The organism is Bacteroides celer, assembly GCF_002632415.2.
Lineage (GTDB): Bacteria > Bacteroidota > Bacteroidia > Bacteroidales > Bacteroidaceae > Bacteroides.
Genome location: NZ_CP178209.1, coordinates 4,393,187 through 4,409,718 on the forward strand (window position 1 = coordinate 4,393,187; position 16,532 = coordinate 4,409,718).

14 protein-coding genes are annotated in these 16,532 nt (G+C 41.2%); 7 read left to right on the forward strand and 7 right to left on the reverse strand.

What is annotated here, in order from left to right; all coding sequences use genetic code 11:
- Positions 1 to 59: 59 nt before the first annotated feature.
- Genes CJF29_RS17940 through CJF29_RS17950 form a run of 3 tightly spaced genes read left to right on the forward strand, consistent with a single transcriptional unit; the run spans position 60 to position 2,419 of the window.
- Positions 60 to 977, forward strand: a complete 918-nt coding sequence (locus CJF29_RS17940; RefSeq protein ID WP_074556932.1) for a DUF2157 domain-containing protein — start codon at positions 60 to 62, stop codon at positions 975 to 977.
- Entirely contained in the window at positions 961 to 1,935 is a 975-nt protein-coding gene (locus CJF29_RS17945; protein WP_074556934.1) for a DUF4401 domain-containing protein, read from the forward strand. The genes CJF29_RS17940 and CJF29_RS17945 overlap by 17 nt, the downstream gene beginning before the upstream one ends.
- Entirely contained in the window at positions 1,922 to 2,419 is a 498-nt protein-coding gene (locus CJF29_RS17950) for a GDYXXLXY domain-containing protein (RefSeq protein WP_004307158.1), read from the forward strand. The genes CJF29_RS17945 and CJF29_RS17950 overlap by 14 nt, the downstream gene beginning before the upstream one ends.
- Positions 2,420 to 2,784: 365 nt before the next feature.
- Here the strand turns inward: CJF29_RS17950 and CJF29_RS17955 are convergent, their stop codons facing one another.
- The 4 genes from CJF29_RS17955 to CJF29_RS17970 all read right to left on the reverse strand — a co-directional run bounded on the left by CJF29_RS17955 (position 2,785) and on the right by CJF29_RS17970 (position 9,138).
- Positions 2,785 to 5,679: a MepB protein gene (locus CJF29_RS17955; RefSeq protein ID WP_074556935.1), complete on the reverse strand. Its 2,895-nt coding sequence runs from the start codon at positions 5,677 to 5,679 to the stop codon at positions 2,785 to 2,787.
- A gap of 376 nt (positions 5,680 to 6,055) precedes the next feature.
- Positions 6,056 to 6,994 carry a tyrosine-type recombinase/integrase gene (locus tag CJF29_RS17960; protein WP_074556937.1) on the reverse strand — a complete coding sequence of 313 codons (939 nt, stop codon included), beginning with the start codon at positions 6,992 to 6,994 and terminating at the stop codon, positions 6,056 to 6,058.
- Positions 6,995 to 7,184: 190 nt separating this feature from the next.
- Positions 7,185 to 8,822: a chaperonin GroEL gene (gene groL, locus CJF29_RS17965; RefSeq protein WP_004301061.1), complete on the reverse strand. Its 1,638-nt coding sequence runs from the start codon at positions 8,820 to 8,822 to the stop codon at positions 7,185 to 7,187.
- 43 nt (positions 8,823 to 8,865) lie between these two features.
- Complete coding sequence (locus CJF29_RS17970) at positions 8,866 to 9,138, reverse strand: co-chaperone GroES (RefSeq protein WP_004301062.1); 273 nt, start codon at positions 9,136 to 9,138, stop codon at positions 8,866 to 8,868.
- Between the two features lie 244 nt (positions 9,139 to 9,382).
- Here CJF29_RS17970 and CJF29_RS17975 point away from each other — a divergent pair, with 244 nt between their 5' ends.
- The gene (locus CJF29_RS17975; protein ID WP_099146567.1) at positions 9,383 to 10,429 is read left to right on the forward strand and encodes a L,D-transpeptidase; all 1,047 of its coding nucleotides are present in this window, start codon (positions 9,383 to 9,385) and stop codon (positions 10,427 to 10,429) included.
- A 388-nt stretch (positions 10,430 to 10,817) separates the two neighbouring features.
- Here CJF29_RS17975 and CJF29_RS17980 read toward each other — a convergent pair whose 3' ends face one another.
- The 3 genes from CJF29_RS17980 to CJF29_RS17990 all read right to left on the reverse strand — a co-directional run bounded on the left by CJF29_RS17980 (position 10,818) and on the right by CJF29_RS17990 (position 12,396).
- On the reverse strand, positions 10,818 to 11,546 hold the full coding sequence (locus CJF29_RS17980; RefSeq protein WP_004327103.1) for a DUF5039 family protein: 729 nt from the start codon (positions 11,544 to 11,546) through the stop codon (positions 10,818 to 10,820).
- Between the two features lie 59 nt (positions 11,547 to 11,605).
- Positions 11,606 to 12,154 (reverse strand): NUDIX hydrolase, encoded by a 549-nt coding sequence (locus tag CJF29_RS17985; protein WP_099146566.1) that lies wholly within the window; start codon positions 12,152 to 12,154, stop codon positions 11,606 to 11,608.
- Positions 12,155 to 12,222: 68 nt separating this feature from the next.
- Positions 12,223 to 12,396: a hypothetical protein gene (locus tag CJF29_RS17990; protein WP_004301069.1), complete on the reverse strand. Its 174-nt coding sequence runs from the start codon at positions 12,394 to 12,396 to the stop codon at positions 12,223 to 12,225.
- Between the two features lie 145 nt (positions 12,397 to 12,541).
- Between CJF29_RS17990 and CJF29_RS17995 the strand changes: the two genes are divergently transcribed.
- The 3 genes from CJF29_RS17995 to hydG are packed head-to-tail and all read left to right on the forward strand — an operon-like array spanning position 12,542 to position 16,462.
- Entirely contained in the window at positions 12,542 to 14,011 is a 1,470-nt protein-coding gene (locus CJF29_RS17995; protein ID WP_099146565.1) for a 4Fe-4S dicluster domain-containing protein, read from the forward strand.
- Positions 13,992 to 15,044, forward strand: coding sequence for a [FeFe] hydrogenase H-cluster radical SAM maturase HydE (gene hydE / locus CJF29_RS18000; RefSeq protein WP_099146564.1), 1,053 nt, complete (start codon positions 13,992 to 13,994; stop codon positions 15,042 to 15,044). Before CJF29_RS17995 ends, hydE begins: the two co-directional genes overlap by 20 nt.
- Positions 15,041 to 16,462, forward strand: a complete 1,422-nt coding sequence (hydG, locus tag CJF29_RS18005; RefSeq protein WP_176553133.1) for a [FeFe] hydrogenase H-cluster radical SAM maturase HydG — start codon at positions 15,041 to 15,043, stop codon at positions 16,460 to 16,462. The genes hydE and hydG overlap by 4 nt, the downstream gene beginning before the upstream one ends.
- Positions 16,463 to 16,532: the final 70 nt, after the last annotated feature.

The following is a 16,532-nucleotide window of genomic DNA, read 5'->3' on the forward strand; positions in this document are numbered from 1 at the left end:
TCTTGAGGTGATAATCATTTTATTTTCTTATGTTTGTAATCATCAAAAAGCAAAAACACATGGAAAAGACCGACTCTTCGCCTTTATCCCGACAAGCGCTGTACGCAGATAAAAAACAATGGAATCAATTCCTTTCTATTTTTTTATTGGCAGTGGGCGTTGGTTTTACAGTGGCAGGAATTATCTTCTTCTTTGCCTACAACTGGGAGGAATTACCCAAATTTGCAAAGTTAGGAATAGTAGAAGTGTTATTAGTAGCTTCTGTCCTGCTCGCTACATTCACGCATTGGAATAAGCTCGTCAAACAAATTCTCCTGACCGGAGCTACATTCCTGATAGGCACGCTTTTAGCTGTCTTCGGACAAATCTACCAAACGGGAGCCGATGCTTACGATCTTTTCCTGGGATGGACTCTCTTCACTATTCTCTGGGCGGTTGCTATCCGTTTCGCTCCGTTATGGCTGACGTTCATCGGATTACTTTGTACTACGATATGGTTGTACAATATACAGATTGCCAGTGCCAACTCCTGGGAAATGACTTTGCTGGCCAATGCAGTAACCTGGATATGTGCCTTAACAACGATCATCACGGAATGGATGAGTGTAAAAGGTCATTTGGACAGAAACAATCGCTGGTTTGTCAGTCTTCTTTCACTGGCTACTATTATACATACCAGTTTTCTGTTAATGATGACAATCTGCGAAGAGAATGCCATATTGTCTGTTCCTCTCATAAGCACCCTCCTTTTATTCTCTGCGGGACTTTGGTATGGATGGAAAGTAAAAAGCCTGTTCTATCTGGCTATCATTCCGTTTGCTGCGTTAATGATTCTATTGACTACATTCATATCACAAAGCGGTCTTAGGGATGTTCAGATATTCTTCTACGGAGGGGTTATTGTCATCACCGGAACAACTTTACTCATTTACATCATTCTTCATCTAAAAAAGCAATGGTATGACACAGAAGCATAGCCTCACCATTCAAGCCGTATCTATTATCGGAGGAATCCTGACGGCTATTTTCTTTCTGGGATTTCTGGCACTTGCCAGAATCCTCCGCTCCGATATTTCTTGCCTGATTGTAGGAAGTATATTAATTCTCACTACCCTAACAATCAGCCGCATGGTGATCCGGTCTTTTCTGGATGCAATGAACATCACTTTATACATAGCCGGGTGTGTATTGATTGGTTTTGGTATAAATGCCAGCATTAATATCCTCTTCACTACACTTATAGGAATCAGTATTCTCACATTCTTGTTATCAAGAGGGTTTATCCTCCCCTTTCTTTCAGTCATTCTGTTTAATATATCTTTCTTCGGAGAAGCCGCCCATGTCTTTTCTTCGTTTTATCCCTTGCAAATAGCTGTAGTTCCTATCCTTGCACTATTTCTATTTGCCAACATCTTTGAAACTAAGTTGTTTGAATGTATAGGAACAAAGAATTACTTTTCCAAATACAAACCATTTCATTTCGGATTATTCATATCCGGTATCGTCTCACTGGGAGGATTATCAATCAATTATCTGATATCAGAAACAAATAGCTGGCTTGTATCCTGCATACTGTCTGTTTGTATATGGATCGGTATTCTTATAATGGTTCAACGAATCATGCAGGTCATGAAAGTGGATCATCCGGTGAATCAGATTGGTATCTATATTCTTTGTATTGTTATCTGTCTGCCTACCGTGTTTGCTCCTTATTTATCCGGCAGTTTGTTGCTGATTCTAATATGTTTCCATTATGGCTACAAAGCGGAGTGTGCTGCCTCGCTTCTTCTTTTTATCTATGCCGTTTCCAAATACTATTATGATTTGAATTTGAGCCTGCTCACCAAATCCATGACGCTTTTCTTCATCGGAATTGCATGTATTACAGCCTGGTATTTCTTCACTCAAAAAAGAACAAGACATGAAAAAGTATAGCCGAATATTGATTATTGCAAACCTGATACTGCTACTGGGATATTTCAACTGGTCGGTTTATAAAAAAGAGCAAACTTTGAAAGACGGACAGTTGATTTTGTTACAGCTAGCTCCCGTCGATCCCCGCTCTCTTATGCAAGGAGACTATATGAGGCTTAGCTACAAAGAAGCTTCATCAGATCTGCTAGACCAACAAACTGCCATACGCGGTTATGCCATACTTCAAATTGACAGTAATCAAGTAGGAAAAATAGTGCGGCTGCAAAACGCTTTAGAGCCTGTAAACGACAATGAGCTAGTCATCAAATATAAAATAGTACGTCACCGGATCTTCCTCGGTGCCGAGTCTTTCTTCTTTGAAGAGGGACAAGATACTCTTTATCAAAAAGCCGTATATGGCGGGCTGAAAGTGGATGGTAAAGGCCAAAGCCTACTCGTAGGACTGTATGACGAGAACTTCCATTATATTCAATCCGATAAATAAATAATAATGAAAAAGCCCGGACTTTCGCAAGCCCGGACTTTCTATATTCTCAAAACATCTCCTTAATCTATAGGGAAATAAGGGACTAGCAAATTGGTTTCTAGTGTAAATAAGGAGATGTTATGAAATAAAAAAAAGGGATACCTGTGGGAAATAAGGGAGGTATCCCTTTCTATAAGAAGAACAGAATTGGAAGGATTGACTTTCACAAGCCAAATCCTTCACTCTGTTTCTTCTCGGCGTATTCTTCACACAAGGTGAAGAAGGGTTTTATTATTCTGAATTTGGAGTAGTTTCAACTGTAATACAATCCTTTGCTTATATAAAGCATTAGGAGGTTTGAAGCAACTCTCCAATTTTTCTTCTTATTCTGCCGGAATAGTTACTGTAATTGTATTCTTTCCTTCATAATTCTTAATTGTACCCCACTTAGATGTAGCTTTTACTTCTACAGTATAAGTTACAGCTTCGTAGAAATGGTGAGATTTACCTTCCGATGTAAAAGTCACCTTTCCTGTAGAAGCATCAAGAGACAGATAAGTTGACGCAGCTGCTTCTTTGAATGCAAAAACAGGAGCTACCAGACCATAGATATCAAGAGGATTAGTAACTGAACTTGCAAATCCATTGTTTCCTGTTCCTGCTATCACAGCACCGTCCTTCCACATAGTCTTACCAGCTAAATCATTCCAAGCAAAGCCTGTTGAAACATTATATTCTACTGATTTATTAGATAAAGAAAGAGCCGTTGCAGTCGGAGCAACCCAAGTTCCACTAATATCTTTCACTTCAACAATACCTTCAATCGTATCCTCTACTTTACCATTATAGCTAGCTTTAATAGTAAACTTAACTACAGCAGGTACAGTTTTACCGCCAACAGTCATTTTACCAGTATAGCGATCTTTGTCAAACGTAAACTTAGCATTGTTTTCATCATAGCTAACACCAGCAATACTATTTTCTGTAATGTTAGTAGTGATTACGAAAGTACCACCCTTAGCCAAAACAGCAGCCTTAACAGCATCAAAGTTGGAGAATATAGTAGCAAGCTTAAATTCGGAAGTAATAGCAGTAGCCGCTGTCTCTGAATCTTTTGTCGGAGTAAAGCCTGTACGAGTTTGATCTGAAGACCACATTTCTGATACTCTAGCCAATTTAGCCAAAGTGATAGACTTAATCTTAACTGGGACAGTTACAGTAAGTGTATAGCCATCTCCTTCGAACTTAGCTGTTGCGGTATAATCACCAGCAGCTGTATTTTTAGGAATGATTAAAGTCAAGGCATTATTTATACCCTTTTCTAAGCGTACACCTGATACAGGAAGAGTTTCAGCCAAGCTCAAACTTTCATAAGCTGATGGACGGATATTCACTGCCGGATCGTTATAAATGTCAGCAACATTTAAAACTACTCTCTCCTCTGCAGCAGCTGCAGCTTCATTAGTCCAGTCACGTTCTACCGAAGCATACACATGTGTAAGTCCATCAATAGTACGTGTTACTTTTACAGTTCCTAACTTTTTAGGATTATTAGAACTAGTTTCCAAATAGAAACCTGGAGCTGTTACTTTAGCCATAACATCAGCAGTTTTGTCCAAAGAAGCAATCAGACCGGATGTTTTTAGACTAACGCTACCTGCAGTAGAAACTTCAAATAGATTTGCATCTGTTCCAGTCAAGCTATAAGTCGTCGCAAAGATATTCTCTACATTCAGTTCTTCTAATGTTTTTGTAAATGCTGTGCTTCCACTTGCAGTTGTTGTATATGAAACTGTCAAAGCTCCAACCCCAGAATAGTCAACCGGTTGGGGGGCATCATAGATAATCTCGCCTGCTTTCTCTGTTGCTACCTCATAATAGGCAGTCTTCAGATAATAACTAGACTGTATCACTGCGATATAATCAGAATTAATATTTGTCGGAGTCAATCCTTCTTTACCTTCCATATCTTTTGTGCTTACAATATTCAAAGATATCGCATGGCTCTTTTCGCTTGAAGTTGTTAATGATACTGTAAGAACACCAGCTTCACAGTTCTTCACTTCTACGGCAAACGGTTCAGCAGCACGAGTCCAGTTACGTTCTTCAGCATTTAACTTGATTTCGTAGTTTTTATTGAAATCCTCCAATGTCATAGCAGCAGAAGCCGGAGAAATACGGAATTGCAATTCTTTTGCATCTGCACTCTTCGCTGCAACAACATAAGAAGATGAGGTTGAAGTTTTCTTAGCATACAAAGTATAGAAATCTACGCTACGATCTATGCTTGTAGGAATATATACTACACTCTGAATCATACCTTTAATAGCAACACCCAGTTTTGCAAGGTCATCTTCTAACGTATCTATACGGCTATTTACAGTCGTCAGTTCTGCTGAAACAATCGCCTTGACTTTTTCACTGAATTCTGCGCTTGCATAAAGACCGGAAAGAGTCGTTTTAAGAGATTTCACCTCTGCAATAACGGCTTCTACACTCTCGAAACCATTTTCTACCGCTTTATCTTCCAATGCTGTTTGATAGTCTTCCAGCGCAGTCAGTTTAGCAAGGATACCAGTTTTATCAGCATTAATAGCAGCATACAATTCTTTAATAACATCTGCTACAGTTGCATCCTCTCCGGCAAGAGCAGCAACTTCCTTCATACTGCCAAAGTCTGCAAGAACCTTTGTTTGAATAGCATCATTTATTGCAGCGGCAATCTCCCCATCTTCTCCCAAAGCTGTGGCAATTTCATCACTGATAAGTCCTGACAGTTTTGCAGATTCAACGTAGTTCTTCAGCTCTTCTTTTGTAGCGAAATTGACTTTTAAACCATCCAATTCCTCTTTAAGGGCTTCCAGCTTTACAATTCTTGCTGTCAAACCATCAATATCAGACTTTTGAAGTTTCTTCAGTGCTTCTAAATCATTCTTAGCTGTTGCCAAGTCTTTTGTCAGCTGGTCGACCGTTGCCTTATCAGCAGTCTTTGACAATTTGTCCTCCAAATCAGTAATTTTCAGACCCAAATCTTTAATTTGAGAATCCTTATTCTCCAATTTTGTCTTTAAATCAGCCAACTGACTTTCCAAAGCACTTTTAGCCGCATTAATGGCAGTTTGCATGTCTCCCACGCTTACAGGATTGTTTGACTTGATCTGGTCAATTTGTTCCTGTACACTTTTTATGTCATCATCATAGTCCTTACAACCTACATAGGTGACAGTAGAAAGTGCCAACGCCCCGAAGAACATCACTTTTACAAATTTTCTTTTCATAACTACTTAAAAATTACATTAATAATATATTATTAAACACTAAGTTTCAATAATAGCATGCCCGTTACTTTGTAGGTAACAGAGAAACCTTTGTGCCTGCTCTTCTGGAGTAGTCAATACTGAAAAATGATACCAAATGTGATGAAACTTTTTTACCCCTGCTTCTGAAAGGCAGTAGAGGGGAAGGAAATCTTTTGCAAAATTTAGAAGTTAACAAAGCCCTAATACAAAGAATCCGCGTGTTTTATTTGTTCTAGTTCTACTTTTGAATGCTTTATTAGAAAAAAATGTGTGATTTCGTTTGGTTGTTTTAATAAATATGCTCATATTTGCACCGATATTCATTCCCGTTACCTACAAAGTAACAGAGTAATTTTCAAGCGCTTACACCTACAACAGAGCGTTTCACGAAGTCAAGAACTTGTTTATTTGCTTCATCAATTTTCTTACTTCGGAAAGGTTTCAGATAGGTTTCAGTGACGGTGATAGACGAATGTCCCATCGCTTCGGAGATAATGCCCGGATGGATTTCACAATAATAAGCTGTCGTAGCCCAGGTATGGCGGGCGGTGTACGAGCTCAACTTATCGGATAATCCCAATAATTCACCTAGCAACATCAACTGTTGGTTAAAGCTGCGCAATGCCAACTGATATTCGCGATACGCCTCTTTGGTTCCTTCACGGCTTTTCAACAATGGAAACAAATAAGGAGAAGAAGGATCACGATTCATATACTTCTTCACCAGGATCATCGCTTCGGGAGTCAATGTCACTGACAATGGCCGTCCTGTCTTACGTCTGCGATACGTTATTACGTTATCACGCAAATCACTCTTACGCAAATAAGCGAGATCCACAAATGGCATACCACGAAGCGAAAACATCAGAATAAATAACTCTTGCGCCTGATATACCGCTAATGGCACACCGGACGTACGAGACAATTTTGCAAATACCTTTTTCATATCTTCATCGCCCAATGCACGTTTATGGTCGGCACGAGTACCGGTATAAACAGAACGGAACAGATGAGGTACATAAGAAGCTTTCCGAAGATCAACGGCACGATTGTAAACCGCACGAAACGTGCGCAAATAAGTGGAAACGGTGTTCCAACTGCAACCACCACTGCGAAGATATACTTCAAATCCCTTTAACCACTCCGGACTCACTTCATCAAAGGTGAAGTCCACTTTCCCATTATAAGCAATGATGGCATTCAGACTGCTACGATAGACGTGCGCAGTACCGAAGTTTCCCTCCACCTGTAGCCCGTTAGCTACCTGCTTCATAAATGTTAATACTTTCAACATCTCACTTTTATTAATAAATTTGATTCTAAATATACGAAGTATTCTCATTACTAAGAATACGTTGACCAAACAAAATATAAAGCAAGGATGTTTTGAAAAGATCAATTTGCAGAATAGATTGATAATAAAAAGAACGAGGGTACCCTTTTCGGACACCCTCGTTTTCATATTCATTCAGCGAAAGCCGGAATTACATCATTCCGCCCATGCCTCCCATTCCGGGAGCGCCCATCGGCATTTCTGGCTTATCTTCCTTCTTTTCTACAATTACACATTCAGTAGTCAGGAACATACCAGCGATAGAAGCTGCATTTTCCAAAGCTACACGAGCAACCTTAGCAGGATCTACTACACCGGCAGCGTGCAAGTTTTCGTAAACGTCCGTGCGGGCATTGTAACCGAAATCACCTTTTCCTTCACGTACTTTCTGAACAACGACTGCACCTTCTTTACCAGCGTTAGCAACAATCTCGCGAAGCGGTTCTTCGATGGCGCGTTTGATGATACCAATACCAGTTGTTTCATCGGCATTATCACCCTTCATTCCTTCCAAAGAATCAATAGCACGGATATAAGCTACACCACCACCCGGGATGATACCTTCTTCGATAGCAGCACGAGTTGCACGCAAAGCATCGTCCACACGGTCTTTCTTTTCTTTCATTTCTACTTCTGAAGCAGCACCTACATAGAGAACAGCCACACCACCTGACAATTTAGCCAGACGTTCCTGCAATTTCTCACGGTCATAGTCAGACTTAGTTGCCACAATCTGTGCTTTGATCTGTTCGCAACGTTCCTTGATGCTGTCTTTGTTACCTGCACCGTTTACAACAGTTGTATAGTCTTTAGTAACTGTAACTTTGTCAGCAGTACCCAACATTTCGATGGTAGCCTGTTCCAGTTTCAAACCTTTTTCTTCGCTGATAACAACACCACCTGTCAGTATAGCGATATCTTCCAGCATTTCTTTACGACGGTCACCGAAGCCCGGAGCTTTCACAGCACAGATCTTCAATTGAGAACGCAGACGGTTTACTACCAATGTAGTCAACGCTTCGCTATCTACATCTTCTGCAATTACCAACAGAGGACGACCAGTCTGTACAGCAGGTTCGAGGATAGGCAAGAAATCTTTCAGGTTAGAAATCTTCTTGTCATAGATCAGGATGTAAGGTTTCTCCATCTCACATTCCATCTTTTCCGTATTTGTCACGAAGTAAGCAGACAAATAACCACGGTCGAACTGCATACCTTCTACTACACCGATAGTAGTGTCTGTTCCTTTTGCTTCTTCGATAGTAATCACACCGTCTTTAGAAACTTTACGCATAGCGTCAGCAATCAATTTACCGATTACCGGATCGTTGTTTGCAGATACAGTGGCAACCTGTTCAATCTTGTCATAGTTGTCACCTACAGTTTCAGCCTGATCCTTGATTGATTCTACCACTTTGGCAACGGCCTTGTCGATACCACGTTTGATATCCATCGGGCTAGCACCGGCAGTTACGTTCTTCAAACCTTCAGCTACGATAGCTTGTGCAAGAACGGTTGCAGTAGTTGTACCGTCACCGGCATCGTCACCTGTCTTAGAAGCAACTTCTTTTACCAACTGTGCACCAGTGTTCTGGTAAGCATCTGCCAATTCGATTTCTTTTGCTACTGTCACACCGTCTTTTGTGATGTGCGGAGCACCGAATTTCTTCTCAATGATAACGTTACGTCCTTTCGGGCCCAGAGTTACTTTTACTGCATTTGCCAAAGCATCGACACCTTTTTTCAATTGGTCACGGGCATCGATATTGAATAATATTTCTTTTGCCATCTCTTTATTTACTATTTAAAGATTTACTATTTACTATTATTAATTAACCCAAAACAGCGAGAACATCGCTCTGACGCATAATCAGATATTTAGTACCTTCAACGTCAAGTTCTGTTCCGGCATATTTACCATAAAGAACTGTATCGCCTACTTTCAATACCATTTCTTCGTCTTTCGTACCGTGACCTATTGCCACAACTTCACCCTTCAAAGGTTTCTCTTTTGCTGTATCAGGGATAATGATACCACCAATTGTTTTTTCTTCTGCAGGTGCAGGGAGGATAAGCACTCTGTCTGCTAATGGTTTAATGTTCATAGTTACTTGTTATATTTTAGTTATACATTTAATAGTAGATGTTACCCGCCATTTTTCAGGCGGAACGCTAAAGTTATTGCGAAAAGCGTGCCAAAGTAAATAAATGATTCTTTGTCAGAAATAGACTGACAAAATGACTGACAACTTGCATTGTATGGCAAAAAAGTATATTTGTCACCTACTTTTTAAACAAAACAAAAGGATTATTCCTTATAATGACGTATATTCGTAAACGAACCATCAAATGCACTGTATAAATAATATGAATGGAATAGCATCCGGCCTCATCATCGCCTCTTGCGTCTTCTACTCCTGCACTTCGCGTACAGGAGAGATTTCTCCTGTACACGAACAACAAACAGACTCGCTGTCACAGGATACAATAGTTCAACCCGAGGTTAAACCTGTTAATAAAAAACTCACGGCAGAGCAGATAGAAATCTCCAAAGATTTATTGTATGATCAATACACATTGGAAGACACCTATCCTTATAAAGACACTACCCGGCAGTTTCAGTGGGATAAAATCAAAGAACAGCTGGCCTTGCTCGAAAATATACAGTTGCAGCCTTCCACCTGGGCTATTCTCCAGAATTACAAAAACAGAAATGGAGAAGCACCACTTGTGAGAAGTTTCAAAAGAAACGCTTACGGACGAGTGGCAGATACTCTTGGCATAGAACGTTACCAATCCGTTCCGCTTTATCTATTGACTGACACATTAGTACCCGAACGTTACGGACAGGATGGGGAATTAACCCGTTTTATCGAAGATGGAGAGAAATTCATAAAAGCAGAGCCAATGTTTACCGGAGATGAATGGATGATTCCTAAAAAATATGTCAAAGTAATCGGAGATACGATTGTTTTTAACAAAGCTGTTTTCGTAGACCGCCACAATCAGAATATCGCTTCTCTTGAACGTAGCGGAAAAGGGCAATGGGTGGTTCGCAGTATGAATCCTTCCACTACGGGACGTCATCTGCCCCCGTATGCACAGGAAACTCCTTTAGGAATGTTTGTTTTACAAGAAAAGAAAGTGAAAATGGTATTTCTAAAAGACGGCTCGAAAGAAACGGGAGGTTATGCTCCTTATGCGAGTCGTTTCACGGACGGGGCCTATATTCACGGAGTACCGGTCAATGCTCCCCGCAAGACGCAGATAGAATATAGTCCGTCGTTGGGAACTACTCCACGCTCACACATGTGCGTGCGGAATGCAACTTCCCATGCCAAGTTTATCTATGACTGGGCCCCCGTAAATGAAACTATTATTTTTGTATTGGAATAACCGTTGAACAAATCAGCATCGCCATTCCCTGATTCTTATTATCTATCTTATGGAATATGGTTAGAAAACTTATTCTCTATAAGGAGGAAACTTACTTTCTTCCTTGGGAAAAGTTGCTTTTCCCTTATCCCAAACTATAACCGCAAGTTCCGGTTATAAAACTGCAACTTTCAGTTATGTAATCAAAAGTTTCAGTTATATAATCAGAACTTGTGGTTATAGTTTATCTTATACTCTAAACAAGTTTTCTCCCTATGCAAAAGAAATTGGCATAGGATGAAAAGAAACTTACCTATACGTACTTGAGAGAGAAAACAAAGAGGTCCGAACTCTTCAGTCCAGACCTCCAATTATAAAAAGGGATTTCTTTATCCCAGATGATCTCTTATCAATCAAATATCTTCTCTCTTTTATTTTCTCCGGTTTCACTCAACCCATACTTTGCCCTCGTTATATTCTGAATTATCTCTCTCTGTACACTTTCCAATGCACTTATTTCTTTTTGTAATAACTCCAAGGCAGAACCTTTCTGCAATAAATAAGACCGTTCAGTATATTTTATATAAGAAGTCGGAATCTCCTGCTTCTTTTCTTTATAATAGGCAATCGCATATCGCAAAGCTTCCGATCTATATTTGCAGACAGCCTTTCGTTCGGCATAGTACAAATCTTTATAAGCATTCTCTTCACTTCTCAACTTTTTCCAGAATGCGGAAAAGGCTGTTGATACAGCATCTTTCTCTTCCTTGGTTACCGCTTCCTTTTGCTTCTTCACCAGATCTTTATATTCTTTGTATGTATTTAAAAACTTATCCAGTTCCTCTTTACTGGCTTTATGTTCCAGACGATAAGTCTCCAAAGAAGCAGGACGCTCATATTCGACAACCTGTTGCAGATAAGGCAAATCATTCCAACTTATATATTTATTGTTTGCTTCACAATAATCTGCGTAAGCAGCTGCAAGCTGCCAACTATATTCTTTTGTCTTTTGACTCAATTCCTCGTTGATGGCGGACAAGTTCTTTTCCATCTCTTTCAAGTCCTGTGCCAATACCGTTTGCATACTTCCCCATCCGGAGAGAAACAAACAAAGCATACTCCATAAAACTGTTTTCATAATAAGATGATTTAAATTTTCTCCAAAGTTATTGTTTCTCTACAGAATTCCAAACACAATTACAGATTTGCGATATATTTCCATAATGGAGCAGCATTCAGCGCTTGCATAATTTCGTTCTTATCGAGCAGACTTTTCACTTCTTCCAATGTGAACAGATGGACGGTGATATCTTCAGTAGCTTCCAGATGCTGATGGTCTATCAGTTCCACGTCTGTGGCAAGAAAACAGTAAGTCAGATTGGTATGAGTGCTCGGATTAGCGGAAATCACCATATACTCTTGCCAGTTTCCTTTTCCGTAGCCCGTTTCTTCCCACAATTCACGCTGGGCGGACACCAACGGCGAAGCATCTTCCTTCTCGCAGACACCGGCACACAGTTCATAACAAGTTCGTTCGATTCCCGGACGATACTGGCGGACAAAAACGAATTGACCATCTTTGGTAATGGCAATGGTATTTACCCAGTCGGGATACTCAAGGATATAATACTCGGGGATATGATTCCCATTGGGAAGTAACATATCTTCGCAACGCACAGTCAGCCATGGACGGCGAAATAGATATTTGCTACTTACCGTTTTCCAGGCTTTATTCTTCTCTTCCATAAGATTTGTTTTTCTCCCGGCAAAAATACGAATTCCTCCGGATTATCCTACCTTTCGGTTGCTTGTTTTTATTCGTCTGTGTCGATACAAGTGATCTCTATCTCATGTATCTGCTCCAAGTATTTTTTGGTAGAGCTTACCAAAGAACTTCCCATGTAGAATAAAAACATCAGGCTGATAATAACCATCAATGCACCAATCATGGCAAAACGACTGCGCTGTTCAAAAATACTGCTATTCATAACTCTGCCTCCTCTTATTTTTTGTCCACTACAAAGATAACACGCGAGGGCTACAAAAAAGTTACAAGAATGTTTCAAAAAACTTAAATATTGAAATTCTGTTCGTATCTTTGCACCAACTAACTAACAACCTCTTTATTACAATATGGCATTTACGAATAATATTATGATTGTCCGGCATAAACTGCTGGCAGACCTTGTTAGACTCTGGAAAAACGATGAATTAGTGGAAAAGATAGACCGGCTTCCGATTGAGTTGAGTCCACGAAAATCGAAACCCCTAGGACGGTGTTGCGTACATAAAGAACGCGCAGTGTGGAGATACAAGACTTTTCCCCTGATGGGACTGGATATGACAGACGAACACGACGAAATTACCCCGCTTTCCGAATATGCACAATTGGCTTTGAGTCGCCCCGAACCGGAGAAGGAGAATATCATGTGCGTCATCGACGAGGCCTGTTCTTCCTGTGTGCAAATCAATTATGAAATAACCAACCTTTGTCGCGGATGTGTGGCACGTAGCTGCTACATGAACTGCCCGAAGGATGCAATACGTTTCAAGAAAAACGGCCAGGCAATGATTGACCATGACGCGTGTGTCAGTTGTGGTATTTGTCACAAAAGTTGTCCTTACCACGCTATCGTATATATTCCCGTGCCTTGTGAAGAATCTTGTCCGGTAAAGGCTATCAGCAAAGACGAACATGGTATAGAGTATATTGATGAAAGCAAATGTATCTATTGCGGAAAATGCATGAATGCTTGTCCGTTCGGTGCTATCTTCGAAATTTCGCAAACATTCGATGTATTGCAACGGATCAAGAAAGGAGAAAAGATGGTTGCCATCATTGCTCCGTCTATTTTGGGACAGTTTAAGACTTCTATCGGACAAGTGTACGGTGCTTTCAAGGAAATAGGATTTACCGATGTGATCGAAGTGGCCGAAGGTGCCATGTCAACCACTAGCAATGAAGCCCACGAATTGTTGGAGAAGCTGGAAGAGGGACAGAAGTTTATGACTACTTCCTGTTGTCCTTCTTATATCGAATTGGTAGAGAAACATATTCCGGATATGAAACCTTATGTTTCTACCACCGGATCACCGATGTACTACGCTGCACGGATTGCCAAAGAGAAGCATCCGGATGCTAAGATTGTATTTGTCGGTCCTTGTGTGGCAAAACGAAAAGAAGTACGCCGCGATGAAGCTGTGGATTATATCCTGACGTTCGAAGAAATCGGTTCGATTCTCGACGGGTTGGGTATTCAGCTGGAACAAATGCAGGAGTTCTCCGTATTGCATACTTCCGTTCGCGAAGCACACGGATTTGCACAGGCAGGTGGTGTGATGGGAGCTGTCAAAGCTTATTTGAAAGAAGAAGCGGAGAAAATCAATGCGATACAAGTGTCGGACATCAATAAAAAGAATATCGCTTTGCTGCGTGCCTGCGCCAAAACAGGAAAGGCTGCCGGACAATTTATTGAAGTGATGGCATGCGAAGGAGGATGTATCACCGGACCGAGTACGCATAACGACATTGTTTCGGGACGTCGCCAACTGGCACAAGAGCTGCTCAAACGGAAAGAGAGCTATGAAACAATGGATCGATAAACTACGACAGGAAAGAACACTGACACCGGAAGAGTTCCGGCAACTGTTGACCGGATGTGACGCAGAAATTCTGCGTTACATCAATAAACAGGCGCAGGAAGTCGCACTCCTCCACTTCGGAAATAAAATTTATATCCGCGGACTGATTGAAATCAGTAACTGCTGCCGGAACAACTGTTATTACTGTGGTATCCGAAAAGGGAATCCGAATATCGAACGTTACCGGTTAAGCCAGGAGAGTATACTGAACTGTTGCAAACAGGGTTATGAACTGGGATTCCGCACCTTTGTATTACAAGGAGGAGAAGATCCTGCACTAACAGACGATCAGATAGAAATGACTGTTGCCCGTATCAGACAGGAGTATCCGGATTGTGCTATTACACTGTCGCTCGGTGAAAAATCACGTGAGGCATACGAACGTTTCTTCCGTGCCGGAGCCAACCGTTATCTGTTACGTCACGAAACTTATAATGAGTCGCATTACCGGCAACTGCATCCGGCGGAAATGTCCGGCAAACAACGTCTGCAATGTTTAGCAGATTTGAAAGAGATCGGTTATCAGACAGGAACTGGAATTATGGTCGGCAGTCCGGGACAAACAGTAGAGCATATCATTGAGGATATATTGTTTATAGAAAAGCTCCGCCCGGAAATGATTGGCATCGGACCTTTCCTGCCGCATCATGACACACCTTTTGCGGGACATCCCAACGGAACGGTGGAACAGACCATTCTTCTATTATCCATCTTCCGCCTGATGCATCCGGCCGCATTGATTCCGGCAACAACAGCTCTTGCCACTCTCATTCCTGATGGCAGGGAACGAGGCATTTTAGCAGGTGCGAATGTGGTTATGCCTAACTTGTCTCCTCGGGAGGAACGGAAAAAATATGAATTATATAATGACAAAGCTTCACTCGGAGCGGAATCTGCCGAAGGGCTGGCTGCCTTACAAAAGCAATTGAAGACCATCGGCTACGAGATTTCTACCGAAAGAGGCGACTTTAAGTACACTACAGAGAATATATGATATACCAAAAAGATTCATCAAAAGCAGAAGAGTTTATCCATCATGAGGAGATTCTGGATACGCTGGAATATGCGCAGAACAATAAGGATAACCGTGTCCTGATTGAACAACTGATTGAAAAAGCGGCTTTGTGCAAGGGACTGACGCACCGGGAAGCGGCTATTCTGCTGGAATGTAACCAACCTGACCTGATAGAACGTATCTTTCATCTCGCCAAAGAAATCAAACAGAAGTTTTATGGCAACCGTATCGTCATGTTCGCACCGCTTTATTTGTCGAACTATTGCGTAAATGGTTGCGTATATTGTCCGTATCATGCTAAAAACAAGACGATTGTACGCAAGAAACTGACGCAGGAGGAAATTCGCAGGGAAGTGATTGCTTTGCAGGACATGGGACATAAGCGGCTCGCTCTTGAAGCGGGTGAGCATCCGTCACTAAATCCGATAGAATACATTCTTGAATCTATTCAGACGATTTACAGTATCAAACATAAAAATGGAGCGATCCGCCGGGTAAACGTAAATATCGCAGCTACTACAGTAGAAAATTATCGCCAATTAAAAGAAGCAGGTATCGGTACGTATATCTTATTCCAGGAGACTTATCACAAGGACAACTACGAAGCACTTCATCCCACCGGTCCGAAAAGCAATTATGCCTATCACACCGAAGCGATGGACCGTGCCATGGAAGGGGGAATCGATGATGTAGGTATTGGTGTGCTTTTCGGTTTGAATACTTATCGGTATGATTTTATCGGATTGTTAATGCATGCCGAACATCTGGAAGCTAAATTTGGTGTAGGTCCTCATACAATCAGTGTGCCGCGTATCTGTTCGGCGGATGACATTAATGCGGGAGATTTTCCGAATTCAATCTCTGATGAGATATTCAGTAAGATTGTAGCTGTTATCCGAATTGCCGTTCCTTATACGGGAATGATTATTTCCACACGTGAATCACAAGAATCACGTAAAAAGGTGCTCGAATTGGGTATCTCACAAATCAGCGGCGGCTCACGTACCAGTGTAGGCGGATATGCTGAAACGGAATTACCCGATCATAATTCCGCACAATTTGACGTAAGCGATACCCGGACATTGGACGAGGTGGTCAATTGGTTGCTAGAACTCGGATATATCCCCAGCTTCTGTACTGCCTGTTACCGGGAAGGACGGACAGGTGACCGTTTCATGTCATTAGTGAAATCCGGTCAGATAGCCAACTGTTGCGGCCCCAATGCACTGATGACTCTGAAAGAGTATCTGGAAGATTATGCTTCCGAAGATACCCGTCAGAAAGGATTGAAATTGATTCTAAAAGAAACAGACCGAATCCCCAACCCCCAAATCAGGGAAATAGCTATCCGAAACCTCAAATCCATAGCCGCAGGGCAAAGAGATTTTAGATTTTAAATAATACGCCAATGTGCTAATATGTCGATGCGCCAATTGGCTGTACATGAATTAACAGATTGATAAATTA

Coding starts and splice junctions, on each gene's coding strand:
- CJF29_RS17960 (WP_074556937.1), bottom strand. CDS start 6,994: ATGTTGAAAGTATTAACATTTATGAAGCAGGTAGCTAACGGGCTACAG.
- CJF29_RS17955 (WP_074556935.1), bottom strand. CDS start 5,679: ATGAAAAGAAAATTTGTAAAAGTGATGTTCTTCGGGGCGTTGGCACTT.
- groL (WP_004301061.1), bottom strand. CDS start 8,822: ATGGCAAAAGAAATATTATTCAATATCGATGCCCGTGACCAATTGAAA.
- CJF29_RS17985 (WP_099146566.1), bottom strand. CDS start 12,154: ATGGAAGAGAAGAATAAAGCCTGGAAAACGGTAAGTAGCAAATATCTA.
- CJF29_RS17950 (WP_004307158.1), top strand. CDS start 1,922: ATGAAAAAGTATAGCCGAATATTGATTATTGCAAACCTGATACTGCTA.
- CJF29_RS17995 (WP_099146565.1), top strand. CDS start 12,542: ATGGCATTTACGAATAATATTATGATTGTCCGGCATAAACTGCTGGCA.
- CJF29_RS17975 (WP_099146567.1), top strand. CDS start 9,383: ATGCACTGTATAAATAATATGAATGGAATAGCATCCGGCCTCATCATC.
- CJF29_RS17940 (WP_074556932.1), top strand. CDS start 60: ATGGAAAAGACCGACTCTTCGCCTTTATCCCGACAAGCGCTGTACGCA.
- CJF29_RS17980 (WP_004327103.1), bottom strand. CDS start 11,546: ATGAAAACAGTTTTATGGAGTATGCTTTGTTTGTTTCTCTCCGGATGG.
- hydG (WP_176553133.1), top strand. CDS start 15,041: ATGATATACCAAAAAGATTCATCAAAAGCAGAAGAGTTTATCCATCAT.
- hydE (WP_099146564.1), top strand. CDS start 13,992: ATGAAACAATGGATCGATAAACTACGACAGGAAAGAACACTGACACCG.
- CJF29_RS17990 (WP_004301069.1), bottom strand. CDS start 12,396: ATGAATAGCAGTATTTTTGAACAGCGCAGTCGTTTTGCCATGATTGGT.
- CJF29_RS17970 (WP_004301062.1), bottom strand. CDS start 9,138: ATGAACATTAAACCATTAGCAGACAGAGTGCTTATCCTCCCTGCACCT.
- CJF29_RS17945 (WP_074556934.1), top strand. CDS start 961: ATGACACAGAAGCATAGCCTCACCATTCAAGCCGTATCTATTATCGGA.